The organism is Cellulosimicrobium sp. Marseille-Q4280 (assembly GCF_943181405.1).
In the GTDB taxonomy this organism is placed as follows: Bacteria; Actinomycetota; Actinomycetes; order Actinomycetales; family Cellulomonadaceae; genus Cellulosimicrobium.
On sequence record NZ_CALPBY010000004.1, the window covers coordinates 445,278 to 467,718 of the forward strand.

Genomic DNA, 22,441 nt, shown 5'->3' on the forward strand with positions numbered 1-22,441 from the left:
TGGTGACCGGCAAGCCCCGGGTTCGGCGCCGTCGGGTTCGGACGCCTCAGCCGCAGGCCGGCGTCTCGTACGACGCGCTCGTGACCGTCTCGCGCTCGTCGGCGTCGTCTCTCGGGCGCACCGTGACGGTCGCGTCGCCCGCGGGCGCGTCGGCCGCGCGGACGGCGAACGACTGGTACGCGTTCTTCCCGGGCACGACGTGCGTGAACGTCCGCGAACCGAACGGCGTGGTGACCTCGACGTCGAGGGCCGTGTCGTCGTCGTTGACCACGCGCACGGCGACGTACGGCTTCCCGGCCAGGCAGCGCACCTCGGCCGTCGCCGTCACCGCGACCGGCGCCGGGAGGTCCGGGTCGCTCGCCCCGGGGGCCAGGACGCGCAGCGCGGCGAGCCCGGGGTCGCCGTCCGTCCACGACGTGCTGAGCGCGACGTACCGCGCGGTCCGGTCGACCGCGAGCGAGCCGCGGACGGTGGTGCCGTCGACGACCCCGCCGATCGTGCCCACGTCGGTGAACGTCAGCCCGTCGTCGCTCACCGAGACCACGGCGTCGGGTGCGCCGTCGGCGTCCCAGGTCGTGACGACGGACCCGATCTCGCGCGGTGCGCCGAGGTCGGTGACCATCCGCCCGTCCGCCCCGGGGACCCAGGCCGTGGCCGGGTCGCCGTCGACGGCCAGCGACGGCGACGTCATGCCCTCGGGCAGCACCGACGCCGGGAACGTGAGCGTGCTCAGCGCGTGGTCGGCGACCGGGTACGGCGTCGCGTCGGGGAAGCGCACGGTCGTGCCCGACGCCGAGACCTGGGTCTCGCGGGCCTCGCCCGTCTCGGCGTTGCGCACCTCGACCGACGCGGAACCGCCCTCGACCGAGAGACGCACCGTCCGTGCGTCGGGCACCGTCGCCGTCACGCCGCCCGTCACGTCGTCCGGTGCCCCGTGCTCGGCGGACAGCGTGGCCCGCGGTGCCAGGACGACCGCCGAGCCCGCGGGCACGGTGACCTCGACGGACGACGTGTCCGCGCCGACGACCTGCGTGCCGGCGTAGAGCGCCACGTCGGAGCCCTCGTGGGGGACCGTGACGGTGGTCGTCACGTCCGACCCCGAGAGGTTGAACGCCGTCAGATACCCGTCGAGCGTGCTCACGAGCACGTCCTCGGCGTCGGCGGTGGCCTGCGGCGCCGCGGCCCGCGCGGCGGTCGCCGACGCGTCGCCGGGCAGCATCTCGACGAGCCGCGGCCCGTCCGCGCCGTCCGCGAGGCGCACGACGTGGCGGGTGTCGGTCGCCCGCGAGACGCTGATCGGCGCCTCGGAGCCCCGCACGACGAAGCCCGCAGTGCCCTCGACGTTCAGCCAGTCCCCGGCGCTCTCGAGCACCTGGTCGCCGGTGTACCGGAAGCTCGCGGCGTCGTGCCAGGTCGTGCCGTCGAGCGAGGTCTGGACCCGGTACTCCTGGCCGGCCGCGGACTCCCAGCCGAGCTGGACCTGCGCGACGTCCACGGCCGCGCCGAGGTCGACCTGGACCCACGAGTCAGGACGCGTGCGGTCTTCCCGCGACACGGCCCACCGGGTCGTCGCGCTGCCGTCGGTGACGGCGCCCGCGCCGTTGCTGCCGTCGGCGCTCGACGCGGTCGCCGGACGGCCCGCCGCGACGTCCGTGCCCGCGGGCGAGAACGCACGCAGGTGGTAGAGCGAGTAGCCGTACTCGGGGTTGCCCCGCACGCCCTGCATGCGCACGTAGCGGGCCGAGACCGGGGCCGGCTCCGTCGCACCCTCGGGGACGAGGTCCACGGTGTCGAGCCGCGCGACGTTCACGTCGGCGGGTGCCTTGCCGTAGGCGGTCGCCGTCGTCCAGGTGACGCCGTCGGTCGAGGTCTGGACGAGGTACCTGGCCCCGGCGCTCGCCTCCCACGCGAGCCGGACGCCGCCGACCGTGGTCTGCTCGCCGAGGTCGACCTGGATCCACGAGTCGGGTCGGGTGCGCTCGGCGACGGCGACGGCCCAGCGCGTGGTCGGGTTGCCGTCGGTCACGCGGGCGGCGGTGCGGCCGTTCGCGGAGTCCTGGCTGGACGCCGTGGCCGGCCGGCCGGCAGCGAGGTCGACGGGGGACGCGTCGTCGGCGCCGTAGGCGTGGAACGCGTGCATCGAGTAGCCGTACTGCGCGTTCCCCTGCTGCCCGAGCATCCGCACGTAGCGCGCCGTGACCGGCTCGAACGTGAGGTCGTCGACGCGCGCGGCCCGGGCGTCCGCGGGGTCGGCCGGCCGGGTCACGGGGAGCGACGCCGTCGTCTCGCCCTCGGCGGTCGTGTAGGTGCGCGAGCCGTCGAGACCGGAGTAGCCGTCCATGTCGAGGTTGCGCACGGACAGGCTCGCGTCGTCGGCCCCTGCGCCGGTCGAGGCGTAGAGCGCCGAGCCGGTCGGCAGGGTGACCTGGCCCGCGTAGCCGGCACCGATCCGGAACACGGACGACGTGCCCTCGAAGCCGTCGCGCGGCTCGGTGTACGTCGTGACGGCGCGGTCGTCGACCGTCGCGCCCGGCGTCGGGTAGAGGAACGGGGTCGAGCCCGAGACGTGGAAGAGCCACGAGTCGTGCCCGGGCACCCACGGGAACTTGAGGAAGCCCTTGCGGCTCCCGGCCGCGGCCCACGCGGCGCCGGTCTGCTGGACCGTGAGGCCCGGACCTGCGCCGAAGTCGCGGACGCCCGCGAGGCGGTCGAAGAGCTCGTCCTCCGGGGTGGGTACGACGGGGCCGTCCTCGTGCTCCGCCGCCTCGACGTGCAGGAGGTAGGAGATGGCGATCTCGGCGCGCGCCTCCGGCTCGTACTTCGGCTCGCCGGAGAACTTGGTGAGACGGTACTCGGGCGCGTAGCCCTGGTAGTCCTCGAGCGCGGCGGCGAGACCGGCCTCCGCGCGGGCGGCGTCGGGGTCGCGCAGAACCTGCCCGAGGAAGGCCATGGGCAGCACGTCGCGCCCGTAGAGGAACTCGCGGTCGTTCACCATGGGCATGAACGGCTCGCCCTGCTCGGACATGACGAGCTTGATCGCCTCCCACAGCTCCGCCGAGTTCGGCTGGCGCGTGAGGATCTCGGGCAGTGGCTCGTCGTGCAGGAGGAAGTGGATCGCGTTGCGCGCGCCCGACCGCCAGATGTCCGACTGGTAGTGCGGCCCGAACGAGCCGTGGTTCTCGACGAGGTACGTGTCGTAGATCGTCTGCATCGTGTTGGAAGACACCGGCTTCCCGGCCACGACGGCCGGGTTGTTGCGGTCGGCGGTCGGCTGGCCGGCGGCGTTGCGCCCCCAGTCGCCGAGCTGCTCGTCCCAGCGGGCGGCGTCGGGGTCGTCGGGTGCCCACGCGAGACCCGGCGCGAGGGCCTGCGTGTAGACGCCGGCCTCCTCCTGCGCGGTGTCGCCGACGTGCTTGCCGGTCGGCCAGTCCGCGGTCCAGCTCCCCGACAACGGGTCCTTGCCGAAGTCCAGGTCGGCCGTGTAGCGCGACTGCTCGACGGCGATCGTCGTGAGGTTCGCCCGCGTCGCCTCGTCGAGCTCGTCCCACATCAGCGTCCCCGCGTCGAGGAAGTACGACTGGAACGTCGAGTCCCAGAACAGCTTCTTGCCCCACGTCCCCGCCGGGTCGACGAAGCGGTTCGTCGCCGCGTAGTGCTCGATCGTCGCGATCGTCTGCGCGCGCAGCTCGGCCTCGGGGACGCCGGCGATCTCGGCGTCGTACTCGCCGTGCGTGAGGAGCACCGCGTTGCCGAGGACGACGGCGAAGTTCATGTCCTTCGCCTGGTAGACGCCTGCGGCGTCGTCCCAGACGGTCTCGACCCAGTTGGTGTGCCGCAGCAGGGCCTCGTAGTAGTCGGCGGCGATCGGGTCGGGTGCGCCGTGGTCGACGGCGGCGTCGGCGGTGGTCTCGCCGTGCGCCGCGGACGCGGGCACCAGCAGGGTCCCGGTCAGGACGGCCGCGAGCAGCGCACCCGTCCGTCGGGCGCGCGGCGGGCGCGTGGTCGGTGTCGTCATCGACATCCTCTCGTCGGTCCCGTCGTCGACGACGGGTAGGAGATCCGGGGGCGTGTCGCCGTTCGGGGCAACCGGCTCACTGAGGTGACAGCGCTATCAGCATACGGTGCTCGGACAGCGGGCGGTACTGCCGAACCCGGGGTTGCGCGTCACCAGACCGCTCTGGTGCCGCGCAACCCCGGGTTCGGCGTCGGGAGTGCGTCGACGGCTCAGCCGCAGTCGACCGCCGGGACGTCGACCGCGACCTCGGCGGCGAGAGGCTCCCCGCCGACCGTGCCGCTCGCCACGACCGTCGCGGTGGACGCGTCGACGGCGACGGACCGGGTCGCGAACGACTGGTAGGCGCTGGTCCCGGGTGCGACCGACGCGGACGTCCGCTCGCCGACGGCGGTCCGCAGGGTGAGCGCGAGGTCGACGGGCACGTCCTCGGCGTTGAGCGCCCGCACGGACACGTACGCCTTCCCCGCGAGGCAGCGGGACTGCGCCTCGACGGTGACGTCGACCGCGTGCTCGGGCGTGCTCACGAGGACCCCGCGCGACGGCACGAGCCGCACGTGGTCGACGTTGACGTTGCCCGTGTCGCCTGCCGCGTACAGCAGGCCGACCGTGCCGGCGTCCTCGTCGAACGTGACGCGCGCCGACGGCGAGTAGTCCCAGCGCCGCCACCGGTCGGCGTCCTGGCCGAGGTTCGGGAACGCCTGCGGACCGACGTTCTCGCCGTCGACCGTGAGGGAGAGCTGACGGTCGAGCGGCGCGACGACCATGCCGTTCGCGTAGCGGAACGACACGTCGTAGGCCGTCCCCGCGACGACGTCGGCGTCGACCTCGAACGCCGCTCCGAGCTTCGACAGCGTGCGCACGAACCCGGTACCCGTGTAGCCCGGGTGCTCCTTCGTCGTGATCGCTCCGCCCGACAGCGTGCCGTTCTCCGCCTCCAGGACGAGGTCGACGCGCTGCGCCTCGACCCTCGCGGAGAGCGCGGCGACCGCGTCGCCGTCCGCGGCGTCGAGGGCGTCCACCGCACGACCGAGCGTGCGGTCCACGGCGTCGTCGTCGCCCCGGACCGCTGCCCGGAGCGCTGCGGCGAGGGGCTCGCGGACCTGCGTCGCCGACGCGGGGTCGACCCCGCCGTCCGTCTCTGCCGCACTCAGGTCCGACAGGACCTCCGGCAGCCCGACGGCGTCCCCGAGCCACGGCGAGACCGTGTCCTCGAGCGCGGCGAGGGTCGCGGCGTCGACGTCGGACGGGCCGCGCGTGACGGCGACGGTGCGGATGCTCTGCGCCGCCTGCTCCGTCCCCGCGAGGTCTCCGTCCGCCGCCGCGGACACGAGCGCGTCCGCGCGGTCGCGCAGGACCCGAGCCGTCGCGGACGACAGCGCGCCGTCCGCCTGCGCGTCCTCGAGCAGCGCCGTCAGCGCGGCGCCGTCGGGGAACGGCAGGAGCGCGACGTCGATGGGCTCGCCGGCGTCCGCGTCGCCCGCCACGAGAGCGAGCGAGGAGGACGCGACGTACGGGACGTCGTCGGCGGCGAGCGTGTAGACGAGGTCGCGCGACCCGCCACCGGCGATGCGCGCGGCCGGGACGTCCGCGGGCTCGCCGTCGAGCACGAGCCGCACGTCCGCGACCGACGTGCCGGCGTTTTGCGCCTCGAGCGTCACCGTGACGGTGCGCGTCACCGGGTCGTACGACGTCGCCGGTGACCCGACGGCCTCGACGCTCGGGCGCGCGTACGGCGCGAGGGTCGCGACGTCGTCGTCCGTCGCCGGGCGCAGCCGCACGGCCTGCCCGCCCGCACCGACGAGCGACGCGCTGAGGACGTCGTCCGCCGTGACGAGGGACCGGGTCACCTCGACCGCGGTCGGGTTCCCCTTCCAGCTCGCGTCCTGGGCGTCGGCCCAGACCTCAGCGACGTAGGTGACGTCGGCGTCCAGCATGTCGAGCGGGACGTCGAGCGTGCGGTCGTTCTCGTCCGTGACGACGCCGACGTACCAGTCGTCGCCGCTGCGGCGTGCCGTCGTGACGTGGTCACCGATCTCGGCGTCGACGTGCGACTCGTCCCACGTGGCCGGCATGTCCTTCAGGTACTCGAACGCCTCGGGGTGCTTCGCGTAGTTCTCCGGGGTGTCGGCGAGCATCTGCAGCGGGCTGTAGAAGGTCGTGTACAGCGCGAGCTGGGTCGTGGTCGTCGTCTGCACGCGCGTGCCCAGGTTCGCCGGGTCCCACAGCACGTCGAGCACGCCCGGCGTGTAGTCCGCCGGGCCGCCGATCCAGCGGGTGAACGGCAGGATCGTGGCCTGCTCCGGCGGGTTGCCGTTCGAGCCCATGTAGTTCTGCTGCTCCATGCCCGCGACGCCCTCGCCCGTCATCATGTTCGGGTAGGTGCGCTCCTTGCCGGTGGGCTTGATCGCCTCGTGCGCGTTGATCGAGATCTTGTGCCGTGCCGCGGCGTCGATGACCCGCTGGAAGTGCTTGACCGCCTCCTGGTCGAAGGTGCTGCGGTTCACGCCGCCGAGCTCGAACCGGGTCGCGTAGCCCGTCTTGATCGCGTGGACGCCCCACTCCTCGTACTGGCTGAAGATCTCCTCCATGTGCGTGTCGTAGTAGTCGACGTAGCCGCGCGTCTCGTTGTGGGCGACGAACCCGACGCCCTTCGACTCCGCGTAGGCCAGCACCTCGTCGATGTCGACGTCGGCCTGCGGGGTGACGAAGTCCTGGTTGGTCCACGACCCGCCCGCGTTGGTGTTCCATCCCTCGGCGAGCACGTACTTCGCCCCCGCGTCGGCCGCGAGGTCGACGTAGTCCTTGATGCGCTGGGTCGTCGCACCGTGCTTCGGGCCCGCGTTCCAGGTCGTGTGGCGGCGCTGCAGCTCCCACCACACGCCCGTGTACGTGGCGGGATCGATCCAGTCCGTCGTGTCGTCGACGCCGTCGCCGTCGGAGTCGACGTCGCAGATCGCGCAGGGGTCGTTGAGGTTCTGGATCAGGTGCGACTCGGCGAGGTCGCCCGCCTCGCGGCCGATCTGCACGGTCCGCCACGGCGTCGCGAAGTCGTCCGCGGTCGTGTCCAGGACCGCCTTGGTCCCGTCCGGCAGGGAGTTCAGCTCGCTCACGAACGTGCCGGGCCTCCCGCTGACGCGCTTGAGGCTCATGCTCGCGTAGTCCGTCAGGTCCGCCTCGTGCACCGCGAGGAACAGGTCCCCGCCGCGCGAGAACGTGATCGGGGTCTGGGCGGTCGCGACGTCGCCGATCGGCGCGGTCCTGTAGTGCTTCTCGTCCGCACGCCAGTCCTTGCCGGCCTCGAGGTAGTACGCCGTGAGGTCGTCGGGGAGCGCGATCTCGGTCGACTCGGACAGGACGACGAACGGCCCGTCGAGCGCGGGCTGCTGCGGGAAGACGTAGCGGAACCCGACGCCGTCGTCGAAGACGCGCGCGACGACGTCGACCGCGAGACCGGACTCGTGGCGCGCGTGCACCGTGAGCTCGTTCGCGTGGTTGCGGACGGAGGACTGCGTCCCCCAGGCGGGGGTCCAGGTCTCGTCGACCTCGTCGCGCTCGACCGACTCGATCGTCATGCCGGTGGTGAGGTCGACGTCCGGGCCGCGCAGGGCGAGGCCGAGCCCGGACGCGCCGACGACGCTCGTCGAGCCGTCGCGCACGACGTCGTAGGTGAGGCGCCCGTCGACGACGCCGAGCGTGAGGTCGAGGCTGCCGTCGGGGGACACGACGTCGTGCCCGGTGATCTGCGGGACGGCGGCGGGGACCGCCGTCCGGGACCCGGATGGCAGCGCTGTCGGCGCCGCGAGGGCGGGCGTCGCGGCGGCGACGGGGGCCAGCAGGGCGAGGGCGAGACCGACGCCCGTGAGTCGTCGGGCGGTGTGCGAGCGGGACGCGCGAGGCCCGGGGGACGGGGGTCGAGAGGCGGTGAGATGCATGCGGTGGGGCTCCTTGGGACGTCGTCGTCTTGCGGATGCCGGCGGGGTCCGCGCGGTGGCGCGGCACCGCGCGGCGCCGCGGTCGCGCTGGGTGGGGCGACCGGCGTCGTGCGGGTGGTGGCGGAGGCGTCGCGGCCGCGAGGTGGAGCCCTGGTCAGGGACCGGGGCTCCACCTCGCGGGACCGCTCTGCCGTGCGGGGAGAGGGTGCGCGGTCGTCAGCCCTTGACCGAGCCGGACATCAGGCCCCCGACGAAGTACTTGCCGAGGAGGATGTAGACGACCAGCGTGGGCAGGGACGCGAAGAGCGCTCCCGCCATCGACACGCCGTAGTTCTGCAGCAGCGCGCCGTTCGCGAGGTTGTTCAGCGCGAGCGTGACGGGGCCGTTCTGGCTGGACGAGAAGAACACCGCGAAGAGGAAGTCGTTCCACGCCGAGGTGAACTGCCAGATGAGCACGACGACGAACGCCGGGACCGAGATCGGCAGCACCACCGACCAGTACGTGCGCAGCATGCCCGCGCCGTCCACGCGCGCGGCCTCGATGAGCTCGTGCGGGATCGTCTGGTAGTAGTTGCGGAAGATGAGCGTCGTGATCGGGATGCCGAAGACCACGTGCAGCAGGATCAGGGTCGGGACGCCGCTCGGGATGCCCAGTCCCAGCACGAGCTGGTTGAGCGGGATGATCACGGCCTGGTACGGGATGAACATTCCGAACAGGATGAGCGTGAAGACGAGGTTCGCGCCCTTGAAGGACCACCGCGCCAGGACGAAGCCGTTGAGGGACCCGAGGAACGCGGCGATGATCGAGGCGGGGACGACCATCTGCAGCGTGCGCCAGATGGCCGGCGCCAGCGAGTCCCACGCAGCCTGCCAGTTGTCGAGCGTCCAGATCTCGGGCAGAGCCCACGCGCGTGCCGGTGACGCGTCGCCGGCGCCCTTGAAGCTCGTCACGAAGAGCACGTAGACCGGGATCAGGACGATGAGCAGGAAGGCGATCAGGGCCGCGTAGCGCAGCGTGCGCCCGAGGGAGAAGCGCTCGCGTCCCCGCGGGCGGCGGGTCTCGGTCGGCGTGCCGACGACGTCCGGAGCAGGGACGGCCGGGGTCGAGGTGGTCGTCATCACTTCTCCTGACGGTTGGTGCGGATCAGGTACGGCACGATGACGACGGCGACGATGACCAGGAGGATCGAGCCGACGGCCGCGGCGCTCGCGTAGTCGAAGCTCGACTTGAACACGTACATGTCGACGGCGGGCACCTTGGTCTGGTAGTTCGCCGGCTTGGAGATCGACATGATGAGGTCGAACGCCTTGAGCGACATGTGGCCGATGATGATGAGCGCCGAGAGCGCGATGGGCGACAGCTGCGGGAACAGCACGTGGCGGTACAGCTTCCACTCGCTCGCGCCGTCCATGCGCGCGGCCTCGCGCAGCTCGTCCGGGATACCGCGGAACCCGGCGAGGAACAGGGCCATGACGTACCCGGAGAGCTGCCAGATCGCCGGGATGGCGATCGCGGTGATGCCCCAGGAGACGTTGTTCCACCAGTTGTTCTGCAGGAAGTCCAGGCCGACCATCTGGAACAGGCGGTTGAGCCCGCTCGCCGACTCGTCCTGGTTCGAGTTCAGCAGCCAGCGCCACACCACGCCGGACGCCACGAACGACACGGCCATGGGGAACAGGTAGACCGAGCGGAAGATCCCCTCGCCCCGCAGGGGCTTGTCGAGGAGCCAGGCCCACAGGAATCCCATGAGCATCGTGCCGACGAGGAACACCACCGTGTACAGCACGAGGTTCTTCAGCGAGTGCTGGAACGCCTCGCTGCCCAGCAGGTCGGTGTAGTTCTGGAACCACACGACGACCGACGGCTGCTGGCCGGTGGCCTGTGCGGCGGTGTGGTTGTCGGTGATCGAGGTCTGGAAGTTCGCGCCGATGAGCCCGTAGACGAAGACGCCCACGAGGATCAGCGAGGGGGCGAGCATGAGCAGCGCGGGGCCTGCTCGCCGCAGGGACTTGAGCATTGTTGGACTTCCCGGGTCGGGGACTGTGCGTCAGGCGGTCGGCACGGGCCGGCCGCGCGTCGTCGGGGCGGTGCCCGACGACGCGCGGCGGCCCGGGCGTGCGGGTGCGGGCCCTGCGCGTCGCCCGCGCAGGTCCCGCACCCCGGAGGTCAGCCCTGCGCGGCGGCGGCGAGCTCGGTCTGGTAGGTCGCGAGGTCGGACCCACCGGACGTGAACTTGCTCGTCGCGTCGGAGACCGCGTTGAGCGTCGCGACGGGCGCGGCGGCACCGTGCGCGAGCGAGGACACGATGGTGTCCTGGCCGAACGACTCGATCGCCGTCTGCTGGTACTCGGAGAACTCCGAGGGGTCGGCGTCGGTGCGGGCTGGGATGGAGCCCTTGGCCTTGTTGAACGCGACCTGGCCCTCGAGGGAGCCGACGGTCTCGAGCCACGCCTTGGCGCCGTCGGGGTGCGGCGCGCCCACCGGGAGGGTGAACGAGTCGGCGAGGAAGTCGAACACGCCGTCGGTGCCCGGCACGGGGAACGCGATGAAGTCGGTGCCGAGGGCCTTGTCCTGCTCCTCGAACGCCGCGACCGCCCAGTCGCCCATGACGTTGAACGCGGCGTTGCCGTCGATCACCATCTGGGTCGCCTCGGGCCAGTCGAGCCCGTCACGGTCGGTGTTGGTGTAGCTCATGAGCGTCTCGAACTTCTCGAGCGCGCCGGTGACCTCGGCACCCTCCCAGTCGGTCGAGCCGTCCCACAGACCGGTGTACGACTCGGCGCCGAGCTCGGCGAGGAGCACGGTCTCGAGCAGGTGCACCTGGGTCCACGTCGTCGCGACGGACAGCGGCGTGACGCCGGCAGCCTTCAGCGTCTCGAGGTCCGCCATCCAGGCGTCGAGGTCCGCGTACTCGGCGGCGGGGTCGATCCCGTTGTCCTCGAGCACGGTCGGGTTGGCCCACACGACGTTGGCGCGGTGCACGTTCGACGGGATCGAGTAGATCGCGCCGTCCTCGGCCGTGACGCGGTCGACCAGGTCGGCCGGGAACACGTCGGTGAGGCCGAACTCGTCGTACAGGTCGGAGACGTCCTCGATCTGCGCGGCGTCGATGTAGTCCTGGAGCTCCGCGCCGGCGTGCGCCTGGAACGTGTCCGGCGGGTCCTGCGCCTGGAGGCGGGACTGGAGGAGGTCCTTCGCGGCGGAGCCTGCGCCGCCGGCGACCGCGCCGTTGATGAACTCGGTGTCGGGGTGCTGCTCGTCGAACACGCCGACGAGGGCGTCGAGGCCCGCCTTCTCGGAGCCGGCCGCCCACCAGGTGAAGACCTCCACCTCGTCGCCGCCGCCGCTACCGCCTTCGGTGTTGTCGTCACCGGAACCGCCGCCGCTGCACGCGGCGAGTGCCAGACCCACGAGGGCGGCACCGGCCACCGTCGCGCTCGTCCTGCGAGTGAGTCGCATCGTGTCTATCCCTACGCCTTCTTCGGTGTCGGGGGCCGGCGGGCGGACGGGGGAGGTCCACGTCGTCGGCCGGGCGCATCGGTGCGCCCTCGAACCCGAGCCCCATACAACGTCGGCCAGGGCTTGATGTCAAGAAATGAACGCAGCCGAGACTCTTTCGTGATGTTCCCATCATGACTTGGACGCAAGGCGCGCGTGACCCGGGGTGGACTGCCGCGCCGGGCCTGGCGCGCGGGGTGGGCAAGGGCTGCTCGGAGGCGAGGCGGGCCGCGCCACCGTCATGATGGGTCGTGTTGTTTTTTGTTGAGATGTGATCGTAGACTGCGCGTGCGCTGGTCCCCCGAGCGCTCGTCCCCTGCGGTGCGACCCGCGCGTCGCCCCCCGTCCTGGCAGTCCTCCGGTCCGCGTCGTCGCCGACGCGCAGCCACCCTGAGCAGCACCGCGCCCTCGAAGGAGAGAGATGCGAAGCACGAGCGACGTCCCCGGACGTCCTGTCCACAGCAGGCCCGCACGATGGGCGGTCGCGGTCGCGACCGCCGCGGGGCTCGCCGTGTCGGGGCTGGTCGCTCCGGCGGCCGGTGCCGCGCCGGCCGTCCAGGCGGTCGACAACCCGGAGGTCACCGGGACCGAGTGGACGACGCCGACGGCGGTGAAGGTCGGTCAGACGCCGTCACGCTCGGTCATGGTGCCGTTCGACACGGTCGACGAGGCCAAGGCCAACCCGACCCTCCACCGGGCCCAGCGCGCGTCGGAGAACATCCGCCTGCTCAACGGCACGTGGCAGTTCAACCAGGTGGACGCCCCGGCCGACAAGCCCGACGTCTCCGGCGTGACGAGCATCCCCGACGAGGGGTTCCAGGACATCGAGGTCCCGTCGAGCTGGCAGGTGGCCGGCAGGTACGCGGGCGCCCTGGGCACCGACTTCCCGATCTACAACAACCAGGACTACCCCTTCCAGTCCTCCGGCGGGGGCGTCCCGAACCAGGGCGACTTCGACGCAGCGCAGGCGTCGACGGCGTTCAACCCGGTCGGCACCTACATGCGCACGCTCGACCTGACCGCCGAGGACATCACCGACAACCGGCTGATCCTGTCCTTCCTCGGGGTCGAGTCCGGCTTCTACCTCTCCGTGAACGGGGCCGTCGTCGGGTACGGCGAGGACAGCTTCAGCACGTCGGAGTTCGACGTCACCGACTACGTGCACGAGGGCGAGAACCTCATCACGGTCCAGGTGTACCGGTGGACCACGGGCAGCTTCCTGGAGAGCCAGGACGGGCTGAACTTCGCCGGGATCCACCGCGACGTCTACCTGACCGTCCAGCCCGACGTCGCGGTGTACGACTACGACGTCGAGACGACGTTCACGGACCACGACTACTCGTCCTCGCAGCTCGAGGTCGAGGTCGACGTGGCGAACACGTCAGCGGAGGCCGCCGAGCGCACGGTAAAGGCGCACCTCTTCGACGCGCAGGGCGAGCCGGTCGGTGAGCCCGTGAGCACGTCCGTGACGGTGGGCGCCGGCGAGACAAGCACCGCCGACCTCACCACCACCGTCGAGGACCCCGCGCTCTGGTCCGCCGAGCTGCCGAACCTCTACACGCTGGTCCTCGAGCTGACGGACGCGGACGGCACGACGCTCGAGACCTTCGGCAAGCGCGTGGGCTTCCGCGAGTTCTACATGGAGCACGCGGGCACGTCGGACTCGACGTCGAACATGCGCATCAACGGCCAGAACATCGAGCTCTACGGCGTCAACCGCGGCGAGAACGACCCCGCGTTCGGGCACCACGTGCCGTACGAGAACGTCGTGGCCGACGTGCGCAACGCCAAGCAGCTCAACATGAACGCGATCCGCACGAGCCACTTCCCGCCGGACCCGCACCTGCTCGACCTCGCGGACGAGTACGGCCTGTACGTCATGGACGAGGTGAACGTCGAGTCGCACAACGGGCGCGACGGCATCAACAACACGCCGTACGCCATCGACCCCTCGCTGACGAGCCGTGACTTCCCGGGCAACGACTCGCGGTACACGGTCTCGATGGAGCAGCGCATGCGCAGCATGGTCGAGCGGGACAAGGGCTACCCCTCGGTGATCATCTACTCGCTCGGCAACGAGGCGGGCACCGGCCCGAACTTCGACACGATGATCGACGTCATCAAGGAGCTCGACGGCGAGAAGCTCGTCCACTACCAGGGCGACAACGGCAACCCGCGCGTCGACATGATCGGCGCGATGTACCCGGCGTACAGCGCCGCGAACCGCCCGACGGCGGAGAAGCCGTTCATCATGATGGAGTACCAGCACTTCATGGGGAACACGGGCGGCGAGCTGTCGCGCTACGTCGAGATCATGGAGAGCAGCCACCGCCAGCAGGGCGGGTTCATCTGGGACTACGTCGACCAGTCGGCGCTCACGCTCAAGGAGGGCGCGGACACGTCCGACGGGGTCACCCGGGACGAGCTGTTCTTCGGCATGGACGGCAGCTGGCCGCAGGTGTCCGGCGACGGCAACTTCCTCATGAACGGCGTGCTGTTCCCGGACCGCACGTGGAAGCCCGGCGCCTACGAGGTCAAGAAGCAGTACCAGGACCTCAAGTTCTCCCAGACGGACGCGCAGCGCGCGGAGCGTCAGGTCACGATCACGAACCTCAACCGGTTCAAGAACGCGAGCTACTACGACGTCGTGTGGTCCCTGCAGGAGGACGGCACGACCGTCCAGAGCGGCACGCTGACCGACGCCGAGGTGGACCTCGCGCCGCCGACGGGTGACGTGGACGCGGGCTCGACGACGACGGTGACGCTCCCGTACGGGATCGAGGACCCGACGCCGGGCGCCGAGTACCAGCTCCTCGTCGAGTACCGGCTCGCCGCCGACACGCCCTACGCGGAGGCGGGCTACGTCCAGGGCAGCGCCCAGTTCGCGCTCGACGCCCGCGGCGTCGACCAGGTCGTCGACGTCGAGGCGCTCGGCGCGTCGCGCACCGACACCACCGACGACGCCGTGACCGTCACGGGCACGACGCCCGAGGGCTCGCCCTTCACGGTCGCGGTCGACAAGGCCACGGGCCTGCTGGACACGTACCAGGTCGGCGACGACGACCTCGTCACCAAGGCCCCCGTGGGATCGTTCTTCCGCGCGGAGACCGACCAGAACGGCGCGGTGCGCGGCAACGCGCACAACCTCGCCACGCCGGAGGGCTACCAGGCCTGGCTGAACCAGGGCGAGGACCTGCAGGACGTCTCCGTCAACACGCTGGGCGGCGACGGCGGGACGACGAAGATCGTCGTCAACGCGACGCTGCGCAACGGCAGCGCGTACACGACGACGTACACGGTGTACGCCGACGGGACGGTCGTCGTGGGCGCGCGGCTCGCGCCGTCCGCCGAGGCGCCCGACCAGCTCGGCGAGTTCGGCATGATGATGCAGCTCCCGAGCCGGTTCGAGAACGTCGAGTGGTACGGACGGGGGCCGTCGGAGACGTACTGGGACCGCAAGGCGGGCAACAACGTCGGCGTGTGGTCCGGCACCGTCACCGACCAGTTCGTGCCCTACCCGCGCATCCAGGAGAACGGCAACAAGACGGACGTGCGCTGGATGGCGCTCACCGACGACGACGGCACGGGCCTGCTCGCCTCCATGACGTACGGCGAGGGCTACTCGGGCGACCCCCTGGAGGCGGTCGCGCTCCACCACACGCCGGAGTCGCTGTCGTCCTTCAGCTCCAAGAAGCGCTACCCGCACGAGGCCGAGCGGACGGACGACGTGGTGCTGCGCGTGCTCGAGCACCAGAAGGGCGTCGGCAACCTCGACTGGGGCTCCGAGCCGCCGTCGGCGATGATCCGCAAGACCGACGCGGCGCTGCTCGACTACACGTACACGCTGACGCCGCTCGAGGCCGGCTCCGACCCGATGGCGCGCTCCAAGGCGATCTACCCGGCGCCGACGTTCGCGCTGCTCGACTCCGTGTCGGTCGACGGCATGCCGCTGGAGGGGTTCACCCCGGAGACGTTCGGCTACGACTTCACGCTCCCCGAGTACTACCCGGAGTCGTTGCTGCCGGAGGTCACGGCGACCGCGCCCGAGGGCACCACGGTGACGATCGACCAGCCGACGGAGATCCCCGGGACGGCCGTGCTGCACGTGACGTCCGGTGCGTCGTCGGTGGACTACACCGTGAACATCACGCGGGCCCCCGAGCCGCAGCCGGTGCTCGCGGTCTCGGACCTCGTGGACGTCCCGCCGACCGTGTCGGCGTCCGGCGCCTACACCGGCGGGCAGCCCGGCGTGGGCGAGCTGCTCTACGCGTACAGCGGCTACTCGCGGATCTTCGAGGACGTCAGCGGGACGGGTGCCGCCCTCCAGACGGCGAGCGGCGCCTACGAGAAGGGGTTCCAGGGCAACGCGCACCAGATCGTCGACCTCGACATCTCCGACCACGCCGTGACCACGTTCTCCGGCACCGGCGGGATCGACCCGTCGAAGTGGTCGGGCTCCGGCGCGACGCGTTCCAGCGTGGTCTTCGAGGTGTGGGGTCACCCGGACGTCGACGCCCTGACGGCCGACTACTACGCGCCGATGGCCCCGGGGTCCGCCGGCACCGGGACCGTCGTCACGGACGGGTGGACGAAGCTCGCCGCCAGCCCGGTGATCTCCGGGCGGAACGACTTCGCGTTCGACGAGGTCCCCCTGACCTACGAGGCGGACGGCGGGACCGCCCGCTACGAGGCGCTGCGTCTCGTCATGAACGCCAACGGCGACAACGGCCACGACCAGGGTGTGTGGGGCGACCCGCGCATCGCCGTCGACCTGCCGGAGGACCCCCAGCTCCACGGGATCTCGCTCGACGGTGCGACGCTGCCCGGCTTCGACCCCGAGGTGCACGAGTACACGCTGGTGCTCGGGTCCGGCGCCGACGTGCCGACGGTCTCGGTCGACCACGACCGTGGTCTCTTCGTCCACGTCACGCAGGCGACGCAGGTCCCGGGCACCGCGACGGTCCGCGTCGGCACCGAGACCTACGAGGTCGCGTTCGAGCGTGCGGGGTCCCCGGAGGGCCAGCAGGCGTACGTCGGCGACCTCGTCACGGTCCCCGCGTCGATCGCCGCGGACGGCGAGGACCAGACCGCGGTGCTGCACGGCAACCTGCTGTACGCGTACAGCGGCTCGGGCGGCGTCTACCTCGACCGCAGCGAGGGTGCCGGGGGCGACACGACCCTGCGCCTGCGCGAGAGCGGCGAGGGCGCCGGTGCCGTCGTCCGGGAGTACGAGCACGGCCTGGCCGGCCGGGCCGCGCAGGTGCTCGACGTCGACGTGTCCCACCGGGACGCGCTGCGCTTCACGGCGGACGTCGGCGTGGACTGGACGATGCAGCCCGACGGCGGCGACGGCGCGGCCGTGCGGTTCGCCGTGTGGGGTGCGCGCGACGCCGCGGCGCTCACGAACGGCTTCTACGCCGGGGCGACGGGCGCCGACGTGCCGACCGAGGGCTGGGACGAGCTGGGCACCTCTCCGGTCCTGGCGAACGCCGGGTACACGGGCGACCTCGAGGTGCAGCGCGACCTGCACCGGTTCGACCTCGACCTGATGTACGAGGGCGAGGACGGCCAGCGTCACCCGTACGAGGCGCTGCGTCTCGTGATGCTCCCGGTCGAGGGTGCGACGGCTCCCGCGCAGGGGGTGTGGGGCGACCCGCAGGTCACCTTCGTGGGCGACGAGCTCGACGAGCCCGTCGACATGATCCGGCTGACGTCCGAGGTGAGCGGGACGACGGCGTCGATCGGCTACCTGCTCAGCACGGAGCCGACCGGGCAGAAGATCCGCAGCATCGCCGTGGCGTACGACGACGCGAACCGGATGCTCGGCTACCGCGAGGTCACGTTCGACACCGAGGACGGCAACCAGGACGGCGACCTGCCGATCTCGCTGCCGGAGGGCACCACGCCCGCGTCGCTGTCCTACCTCCTGGTCCAGGACGGCACGCTCGCCCCCGTGGCGGGTGCCTGGACGAAGGACCTCGCGGCCGGCGAGGAGTCCTTCTCCCACGCGGCGCTGCGCGAGGTCGTCCCCGGCGCCGAACCGGCGTTCGAGGTGGGCTTCGCGGCGGACACGCAGGCGGTCACGCTGCACGGGTCCGGGTTCTCCCCGGGTGCGGTCCTCGTCGTCGAGGGGACGGCGGACGGCGTGGACGGTCTGGACCACGTCGCGTTCGTCACGGCCGACGGCCGGGGCGTGCTCGACTACAGCTACCGGTCCGCCGCGAGCTCGCTCGACGCGATCACGGTGCGGGTGGGCGGCCAGGGCGTCGACGGCGTCATCGAGCGTCCCGAGGCACCCGAGGGCGTGGCGGTCACCGTCACCGCCGACGTGCGGTGCCTCGCGGGCAAGCCCTACCTCGCCGTCCGTGCGGTCAACGACGACGACGTCCCGCTGGACGTCGAGATCGCCACCCCGTACGGGACGAAGACGTTCACCGGCGTCGCGCCGGGGAAGAGCGCGTACCAGTCCTTCGCGGTGCGGGGCGCGGACCCGCAGGCCGACGCCGCGACGGTCACGGCCCGGCCGTCGGACGCCGGCGACGACCGCGAGACCGTCGCCAGGCCGGAGCACGCCGCTCCGACCTGCGGCTGACCGAACCGCCCGGGGTGCGCCGGTCGTCCGACCGTCGGACCGGCGCACCCGGGGCACCCTCGGCCTCGCAGTTCAGGCCAGGAAGTGAACGCAAGGAGCTATTCTGGCGCTCGTGCGCGCTGACCGGGTGACCCCGGGCTCGCAGACTTCACTGCGTGAGGCCAACCGAGCCCGGATCGTGAGCGCCGTCCAGCAGCGTGGCTCCCTCACGCAGATCGAGCTGGCCGGCGTCACCGGGCTGTCCCCGGCGACCGTCTCCAACATCGTCAAGGAGCTCACCGGCGCGGGCGTCCTGCACACGTCGCCGTCGACGCGCAGCGGCCGCCGCGCGCTGCAGGTCACGCTCGCGCGCAACCTCGGCCTCGTCGCCGGCGTCCACTTCGGCACCCGCTCGCTGCGCGTCGCGCTCGCCGACGCCTCGATGCGGGTCCTCGCCGACCAGCGCATGCCCCTCGCGCCCGACCACCGTGCCGACACGGGGCTCCAGCGCGCGGCGATGCTCGTCGAGGAGATGGTCGCCTCGGTCGACGCCGCGCCCGGCGAGCTGCTCGCCGTCGGGGTCGGTGTCCCGGCGCCCGTGGACGTGCGCACCGGGCGGATCGCGACGGTGGGGATGCTGCGCGGGTGGGACGGCGTGGTGGTCCCCGAGCTGCTCGAGGCCGAGGTCGGCGCACCCGTCACCGTGGACAACGACGCGAACCTCGGCGCGCTCGCCGAGACCCGGTTCGGCGCGGCCCAGGGCCACGACGCCGTCGCCTACCTGCGCGTCTCGCACGGCGTGGGCGGCGGGCTCGTGCTCGGCGGCCGCCTCGTGCACGGGCGCGGTGGGGTCGCGGGGGAGATCGGGCACGTGACGATCGACGAGAACGGGCCGATCTGCCGGTGCGGCAACCGCGGCTGCCTCGAGACGTTCGTCGGGGCGAACGTGCTGCTCGGCATGCTGTCCGAGAGCCGCGGCCACCTCACGCTGCGCGACGTCATCGCCCGGGCGCGGGAGGGCGACCCCGGCTGCCGACGCGTCCTGTTCGACGCCGGGCAGCACCTCGGCGTCGCCGCGGCGAACCTGTGCAACCTGGTCGACCCCGAGATCGTCGTCGTCGGGGGACAGCTCGCCGAGGCGGGCGAGATCCTGCTCGGACCGCTGCGCACCGTCCTCGAGCAGCGCACCGTGCCGAGCACGGCCGGGCCGGTCGAGGTCGTCGCGTCCGCGCTGGGCTCCGCGGCCGAGGTCCGCGGCGCGCTGGCCGTCGCGCTCGACACGGCACGCGTCAGCGGCGCGCTGGGGGTGGGGGCGTGAGCCGTCGACCCGGGGCCGCGCGGCCCGCACCGCGTCGTCGGGCCCTCCGCGTCGCGGCGATCGCCGCGGTGACGCTCGCGCTCGGGGCGGGCTGCGCCGTCGACCAGGGCGCGGAGCAGACCGGTCCCACCGAGGGCACGATCGGGCTCCTGCTGCCCGAGGCGAAGACGGCCCGGTACGAGACGACGGACCGGCCGACGTTCGTCTCCGTCGTCGAGCGGCGCTGCCCCACGTGCGAGGTGCTGTACGCCAACGCCGCGCAGGACGCGGCGAACCAGCAGCAGCAGGCCGAGTCGATGCTCGCGCGCGGGGCGGACGTCCTCGTGCTCGACGCCGTCGACACGGTCGCCGCCGTGAGCGTCGTGGCGGAGGCCCGGCGCCTCGGGGTGCCCGTCATCGCCTACGATCGCTTCGTCGCCGACGCGGACTACTACGTGTCGTTCGACAACGAGCTCATCGGCTACCTCATGGGGGAGGCCCTGGTCGGCGCGGTCGAGGCCCGCGCCGAGGAGGACCCGCCCGCAGAGGGCCGACCGGGGGTGCTGCTCGTCCAGGGGTCGCCGACCGACCCGAACTCCGCGGCGCTCGCCGCGGGCGCCCACCGCGCTCTCGACGGAGAGGACATCGACGTGCTCGCCGAGTACGACACCCCCGACTGGAGCCCCGACAAGGCCACCGAGTGGGTCGAGGGGCAGCTCACCCAGTACCCCGGCCGCGTCGACGGCGTCTTCGCCGCGAGCGACGGCATCGCGGGGGGCGCCATCGCCGCGATGAAGGCCGCCGGCCTCGACCCCGTGCCGCCGACCACCGGCCAGGACGGCGAGCTCGCCGCGGTGCAGCGCGTCATCTCGGGCGACCAGTACATGACGGTCTACAAGGCGACCTCGCAGCAGGCGCGCACCGCCGCGGAGCTCGCCGTGCGGCTGCTGCGCGGGCAGGACCCGCGCGCCACGGCCGTGATCGACGGCGTCCCGAGCCTCCTGCTGGCGCCCCGCGCCGTCGGGCCCGACGACGTGCAGCGCGTCCTCGTCGACGGCGGCGTCTACACCGTCGACGAGATCTGCACCCCGTACTACGTCGAGGCCTGCCTCGACGTCGGACTGCTGGAGGCCGCCTCGTGAGCGCGCCCCAGCCGGTGCTGTCCCTGCGCGGCGTGTCGAAGAGCTTCGGCGGCGTGCGCGCGCTCGTCGACGTGGACGTCGACGTGCACGAGCACGAGGTCCTCGCCGTCGTCGGCGACAACGGCGCGGGGAAGTCCACGCTCGCGGGCGTCGTCGCCGGCGCGTTCCGCCCCGACACCGGGCAGGTCCTGCTCGACGGCGAGCCCGTCGCCATCTCGTCCCCGAAGGCGGCTCGCGAGCTCGGGATCGCCGCCGTCTTCCAGGACCTCGCGCTCGTCGACGACCTCGACGTCGTCGAGAACCTCTTCCTCGGGCAGGAGACGGTCCACGGACCGTTCCTCGACGAGGTCGCGATGGAGCGCGAGGCGTGGGGCCTGCTCGACCAGCTCGCGGCGACCGTCCCGTCCGTGCGGCTCCCCGTCCGGGCGCTGTCCGGCGGGCAGCGCCAGGTCGTCGCCGTCGCGCGCGCCCTCCTCGGCGCGCCGCGCGTGCTCGTCCTCGACGAGCCGACGGCGTCGCTCGGCGTGCGCCAGACCGCCGAGGTCCTCAACCTCATCGAGAAGCTGCGCGAGCGCGGCCACGCCGTGGTGCTCGTGAGCCACCAGGCGGGCGAGCTGCAGGCCGTCGCCGACCGCATCCTCGTGCTCCGGCTCGGGCGCGTGCACGGCGAGTTCGCGGGCGACACGTCGTACGAGGACCTGCTCGCCGCGATGACGGGTGCCGTGCGCCCCGGTCGCACCGGTGGCCCGAGGGCGGTGCCGCGATGAGCGTCCCCGGCCCCTCCGCGGGCGTCCCCCTCGACCGCGCGGCCGACCGTCACGGCACGCTCTCGGGCTCCGTCGTGCAGCGGGTCCGCGGCGCGCACCTCGGCATGCTCCCGATCGTCGGCGCGCTCCTGCTCATCTGGGCCGTGCTCGGCGCGATCAACCCCGCGTTCCTGTCCGCCGAGAACCTCGTCAACCTCACGCTCCAGAGCGCGCCCACCGGGATGATCGCGCTCGGCGTCGTCCTCGTGCTGCTCGTGGGGCAGATCGACCTGTCCGTCGGCTCCGTGAGCGGTCTCGCCGCGGCCGTGCTCGCCGTCGGGACGGTGAGCCTCGGGTGGCCCGTCGCGCTCGCGATCCTCGCGGCGCTCGCGGTGGGCGTCGTCGTCGGGCTCGGGTACGGCGCGCTGTCGACGCGCCTCGGGCTGCCGTCGTTCGTCTTCACGCTGGCCGGGCTGCTGATCCTCGCGGGCGTCCAGCTGCGCGTCCTCGGGCCGAAGGGCTCGATCAACCTCCCGTTCGAGTCGTGGCTCGTGCGCACCGTCCAGCAGGGCTTCCTGCCGCAGGCCGCCGCCTGGGCGGTCGTCGTGGTCGTCGTCGCCGGGTACCTCGCGGTCCAGGTGGTCGACCACGTGCGCCGGGTGCGCGCAGAGCTCCCCGCGCCGGGGGTGGCGCGCATCGCGGTGCGGACCGGGATCCTCGCCGTCGTGCTCGCGGGGACGGTCGCGTACCTCGGCACGGCGCGCGGTGTCGGGTACACGGTCGTGCTGTTCGTCGCGCTCGTCGTCGTGGTCGACGTCCTCCTGCGGCGCACGCGCTGGGGGCGGTCGGTGCGCGCCGTCGGCGGCGACCGGCGGTCGGCGCTGCTCGCCGGCGTCGCGGTGCGCCGCACGGTCGTGTCGTGCTTCGTCGCGTGCTCCACGTTCGCGGCGCTCGGCGGCGTCCTCGCGGCCGGCCGGCTCGCCGCCGCGAACCAGGGCACGGGCGGCGCGGACACGTACCTCACCGCCATCGCGGCGGCCGTCATCGGCGGCACGAGCCTGTTCGGCGGGCGCGGCAGCGCGTGGTCGGCGCTGCTCGGCGTGCTCGTCATCCAGTCGATCGCGAACGGCCTCACGCTGCTCAACCTCGACACGGCGACGCGGTACATCGTGACGGGAGCGGTCCTGCTGCTCGCTATCGTCGTCGACATGCTCATCCGCGGTCGACGAGAGGTCTAGA

The 22,441-nt window shown here is 72.5% G+C and carries 10 protein-coding genes; 5 read left to right on the top strand and 5 right to left on the bottom strand.

All coding sequences use genetic code 11. The annotated features are described in order from the left end of the window. Positions 1-46: 46 nt before the first annotated feature. The 5 genes from NFS20_RS13265 to NFS20_RS13285 form a co-directional block, all read right to left on the bottom strand. The gene (locus NFS20_RS13265; protein ID WP_251152249.1) at positions 47-4,015 is read right to left on the bottom strand and encodes a discoidin domain-containing protein; all 3,969 of its coding nucleotides are present in this window, start codon (positions 4,013-4,015) and stop codon (positions 47-49) included. Between the two features lie 209 nt (positions 4,016-4,224). After that, a complete protein-coding gene (locus NFS20_RS13270; protein ID WP_251152250.1) occupies positions 4,225-7,947 on the bottom strand; it encodes a glycoside hydrolase family 97 N-terminal domain-containing protein in 3,723 nt (1,240 codons plus the stop codon). 216 nt (positions 7,948-8,163) lie between these two features. Next, positions 8,164-9,066, bottom strand: coding sequence for a carbohydrate ABC transporter permease (locus tag NFS20_RS13275; RefSeq protein ID WP_251152251.1), 903 nt, complete (start codon positions 9,064-9,066; stop codon positions 8,164-8,166). Beyond that, the gene (locus NFS20_RS13280) at positions 9,066-9,965 is read right to left on the bottom strand and encodes a carbohydrate ABC transporter permease (RefSeq protein WP_251152252.1); all 900 of its coding nucleotides are present in this window, start codon (positions 9,963-9,965) and stop codon (positions 9,066-9,068) included. The genes NFS20_RS13275 and NFS20_RS13280 overlap by 1 nt, the downstream gene beginning before the upstream one ends. A 149-nt stretch (positions 9,966-10,114) precedes the next feature. Beyond that, the gene (locus NFS20_RS13285; RefSeq protein WP_251152253.1) at positions 10,115-11,407 is read right to left on the bottom strand and encodes an ABC transporter substrate-binding protein; all 1,293 of its coding nucleotides are present in this window, start codon (positions 11,405-11,407) and stop codon (positions 10,115-10,117) included. A 460-nt stretch (positions 11,408-11,867) separates the two neighbouring features. Between NFS20_RS13285 and NFS20_RS13290 the strand changes: the two genes are divergently transcribed. The 5 genes from NFS20_RS13290 (at position 11,868) to NFS20_RS13310 (ending at position 22,440) form a co-directional block, all read left to right on the top strand. Beyond that, positions 11,868-18,038, top strand: a complete 6,171-nt coding sequence (locus NFS20_RS13290; protein WP_251152254.1) for a glycoside hydrolase family 2 TIM barrel-domain containing protein — start codon at positions 11,868-11,870, stop codon at positions 18,036-18,038. 178 nt (positions 18,039-18,216) lie between these two features. Then, a complete protein-coding gene (locus NFS20_RS13295; protein WP_251152255.1) occupies positions 18,217-19,335 on the top strand; it encodes an ROK family transcriptional regulator in 1,119 nt (372 codons plus the stop codon). Continuing rightward, positions 19,332-20,456, top strand: a complete 1,125-nt coding sequence (locus tag NFS20_RS13300; protein ID WP_251152256.1) for a substrate-binding domain-containing protein — start codon at positions 19,332-19,334, stop codon at positions 20,454-20,456. Before NFS20_RS13295 ends, NFS20_RS13300 begins: the two co-directional genes overlap by 4 nt. Further along, entirely contained in the window at positions 20,453-21,223 is a 771-nt protein-coding gene (locus NFS20_RS13305; RefSeq protein WP_251152257.1) for an ATP-binding cassette domain-containing protein, read from the top strand. The genes NFS20_RS13300 and NFS20_RS13305 overlap by 4 nt, the downstream gene beginning before the upstream one ends. Next, on the top strand, positions 21,220-22,440 hold the full coding sequence (locus tag NFS20_RS13310; protein ID WP_251152258.1) for a sugar ABC transporter permease: 1,221 nt from the start codon (positions 21,220-21,222) through the stop codon (positions 22,438-22,440). The genes NFS20_RS13305 and NFS20_RS13310 overlap by 4 nt, the downstream gene beginning before the upstream one ends. Position 22,441: the final 1 nt, after the last annotated feature.

What these genes read in the sequence shown, in the direction of transcription:
- NFS20_RS13265 (WP_251152249.1), bottom strand. Translation starts at nt 4,015, where the DNA reads ATGACGACACCGACCACGCGCCCGCCGCGCGCCCGACGGACGGGTGCG.
- NFS20_RS13270 (WP_251152250.1), bottom strand. Translation starts at nt 7,947, where the DNA reads ATGCATCTCACCGCCTCTCGACCCCCGTCCCCCGGGCCTCGCGCGTCC.
- NFS20_RS13275 (WP_251152251.1), bottom strand. Translation starts at nt 9,066, where the DNA reads ATGACGACCACCTCGACCCCGGCCGTCCCTGCTCCGGACGTCGTCGGC.
- NFS20_RS13280 (WP_251152252.1), bottom strand. Translation starts at nt 9,965, where the DNA reads ATGCTCAAGTCCCTGCGGCGAGCAGGCCCCGCGCTGCTCATGCTCGCC.
- NFS20_RS13285 (WP_251152253.1), bottom strand. Translation starts at nt 11,407, where the DNA reads ATGCGACTCACTCGCAGGACGAGCGCGACGGTGGCCGGTGCCGCCCTC.
- NFS20_RS13290 (WP_251152254.1), top strand. Translation starts at nt 11,868, where the DNA reads ATGCGAAGCACGAGCGACGTCCCCGGACGTCCTGTCCACAGCAGGCCC.
- NFS20_RS13310 (WP_251152258.1), top strand. Translation starts at nt 21,220, where the DNA reads ATGAGCGTCCCCGGCCCCTCCGCGGGCGTCCCCCTCGACCGCGCGGCC.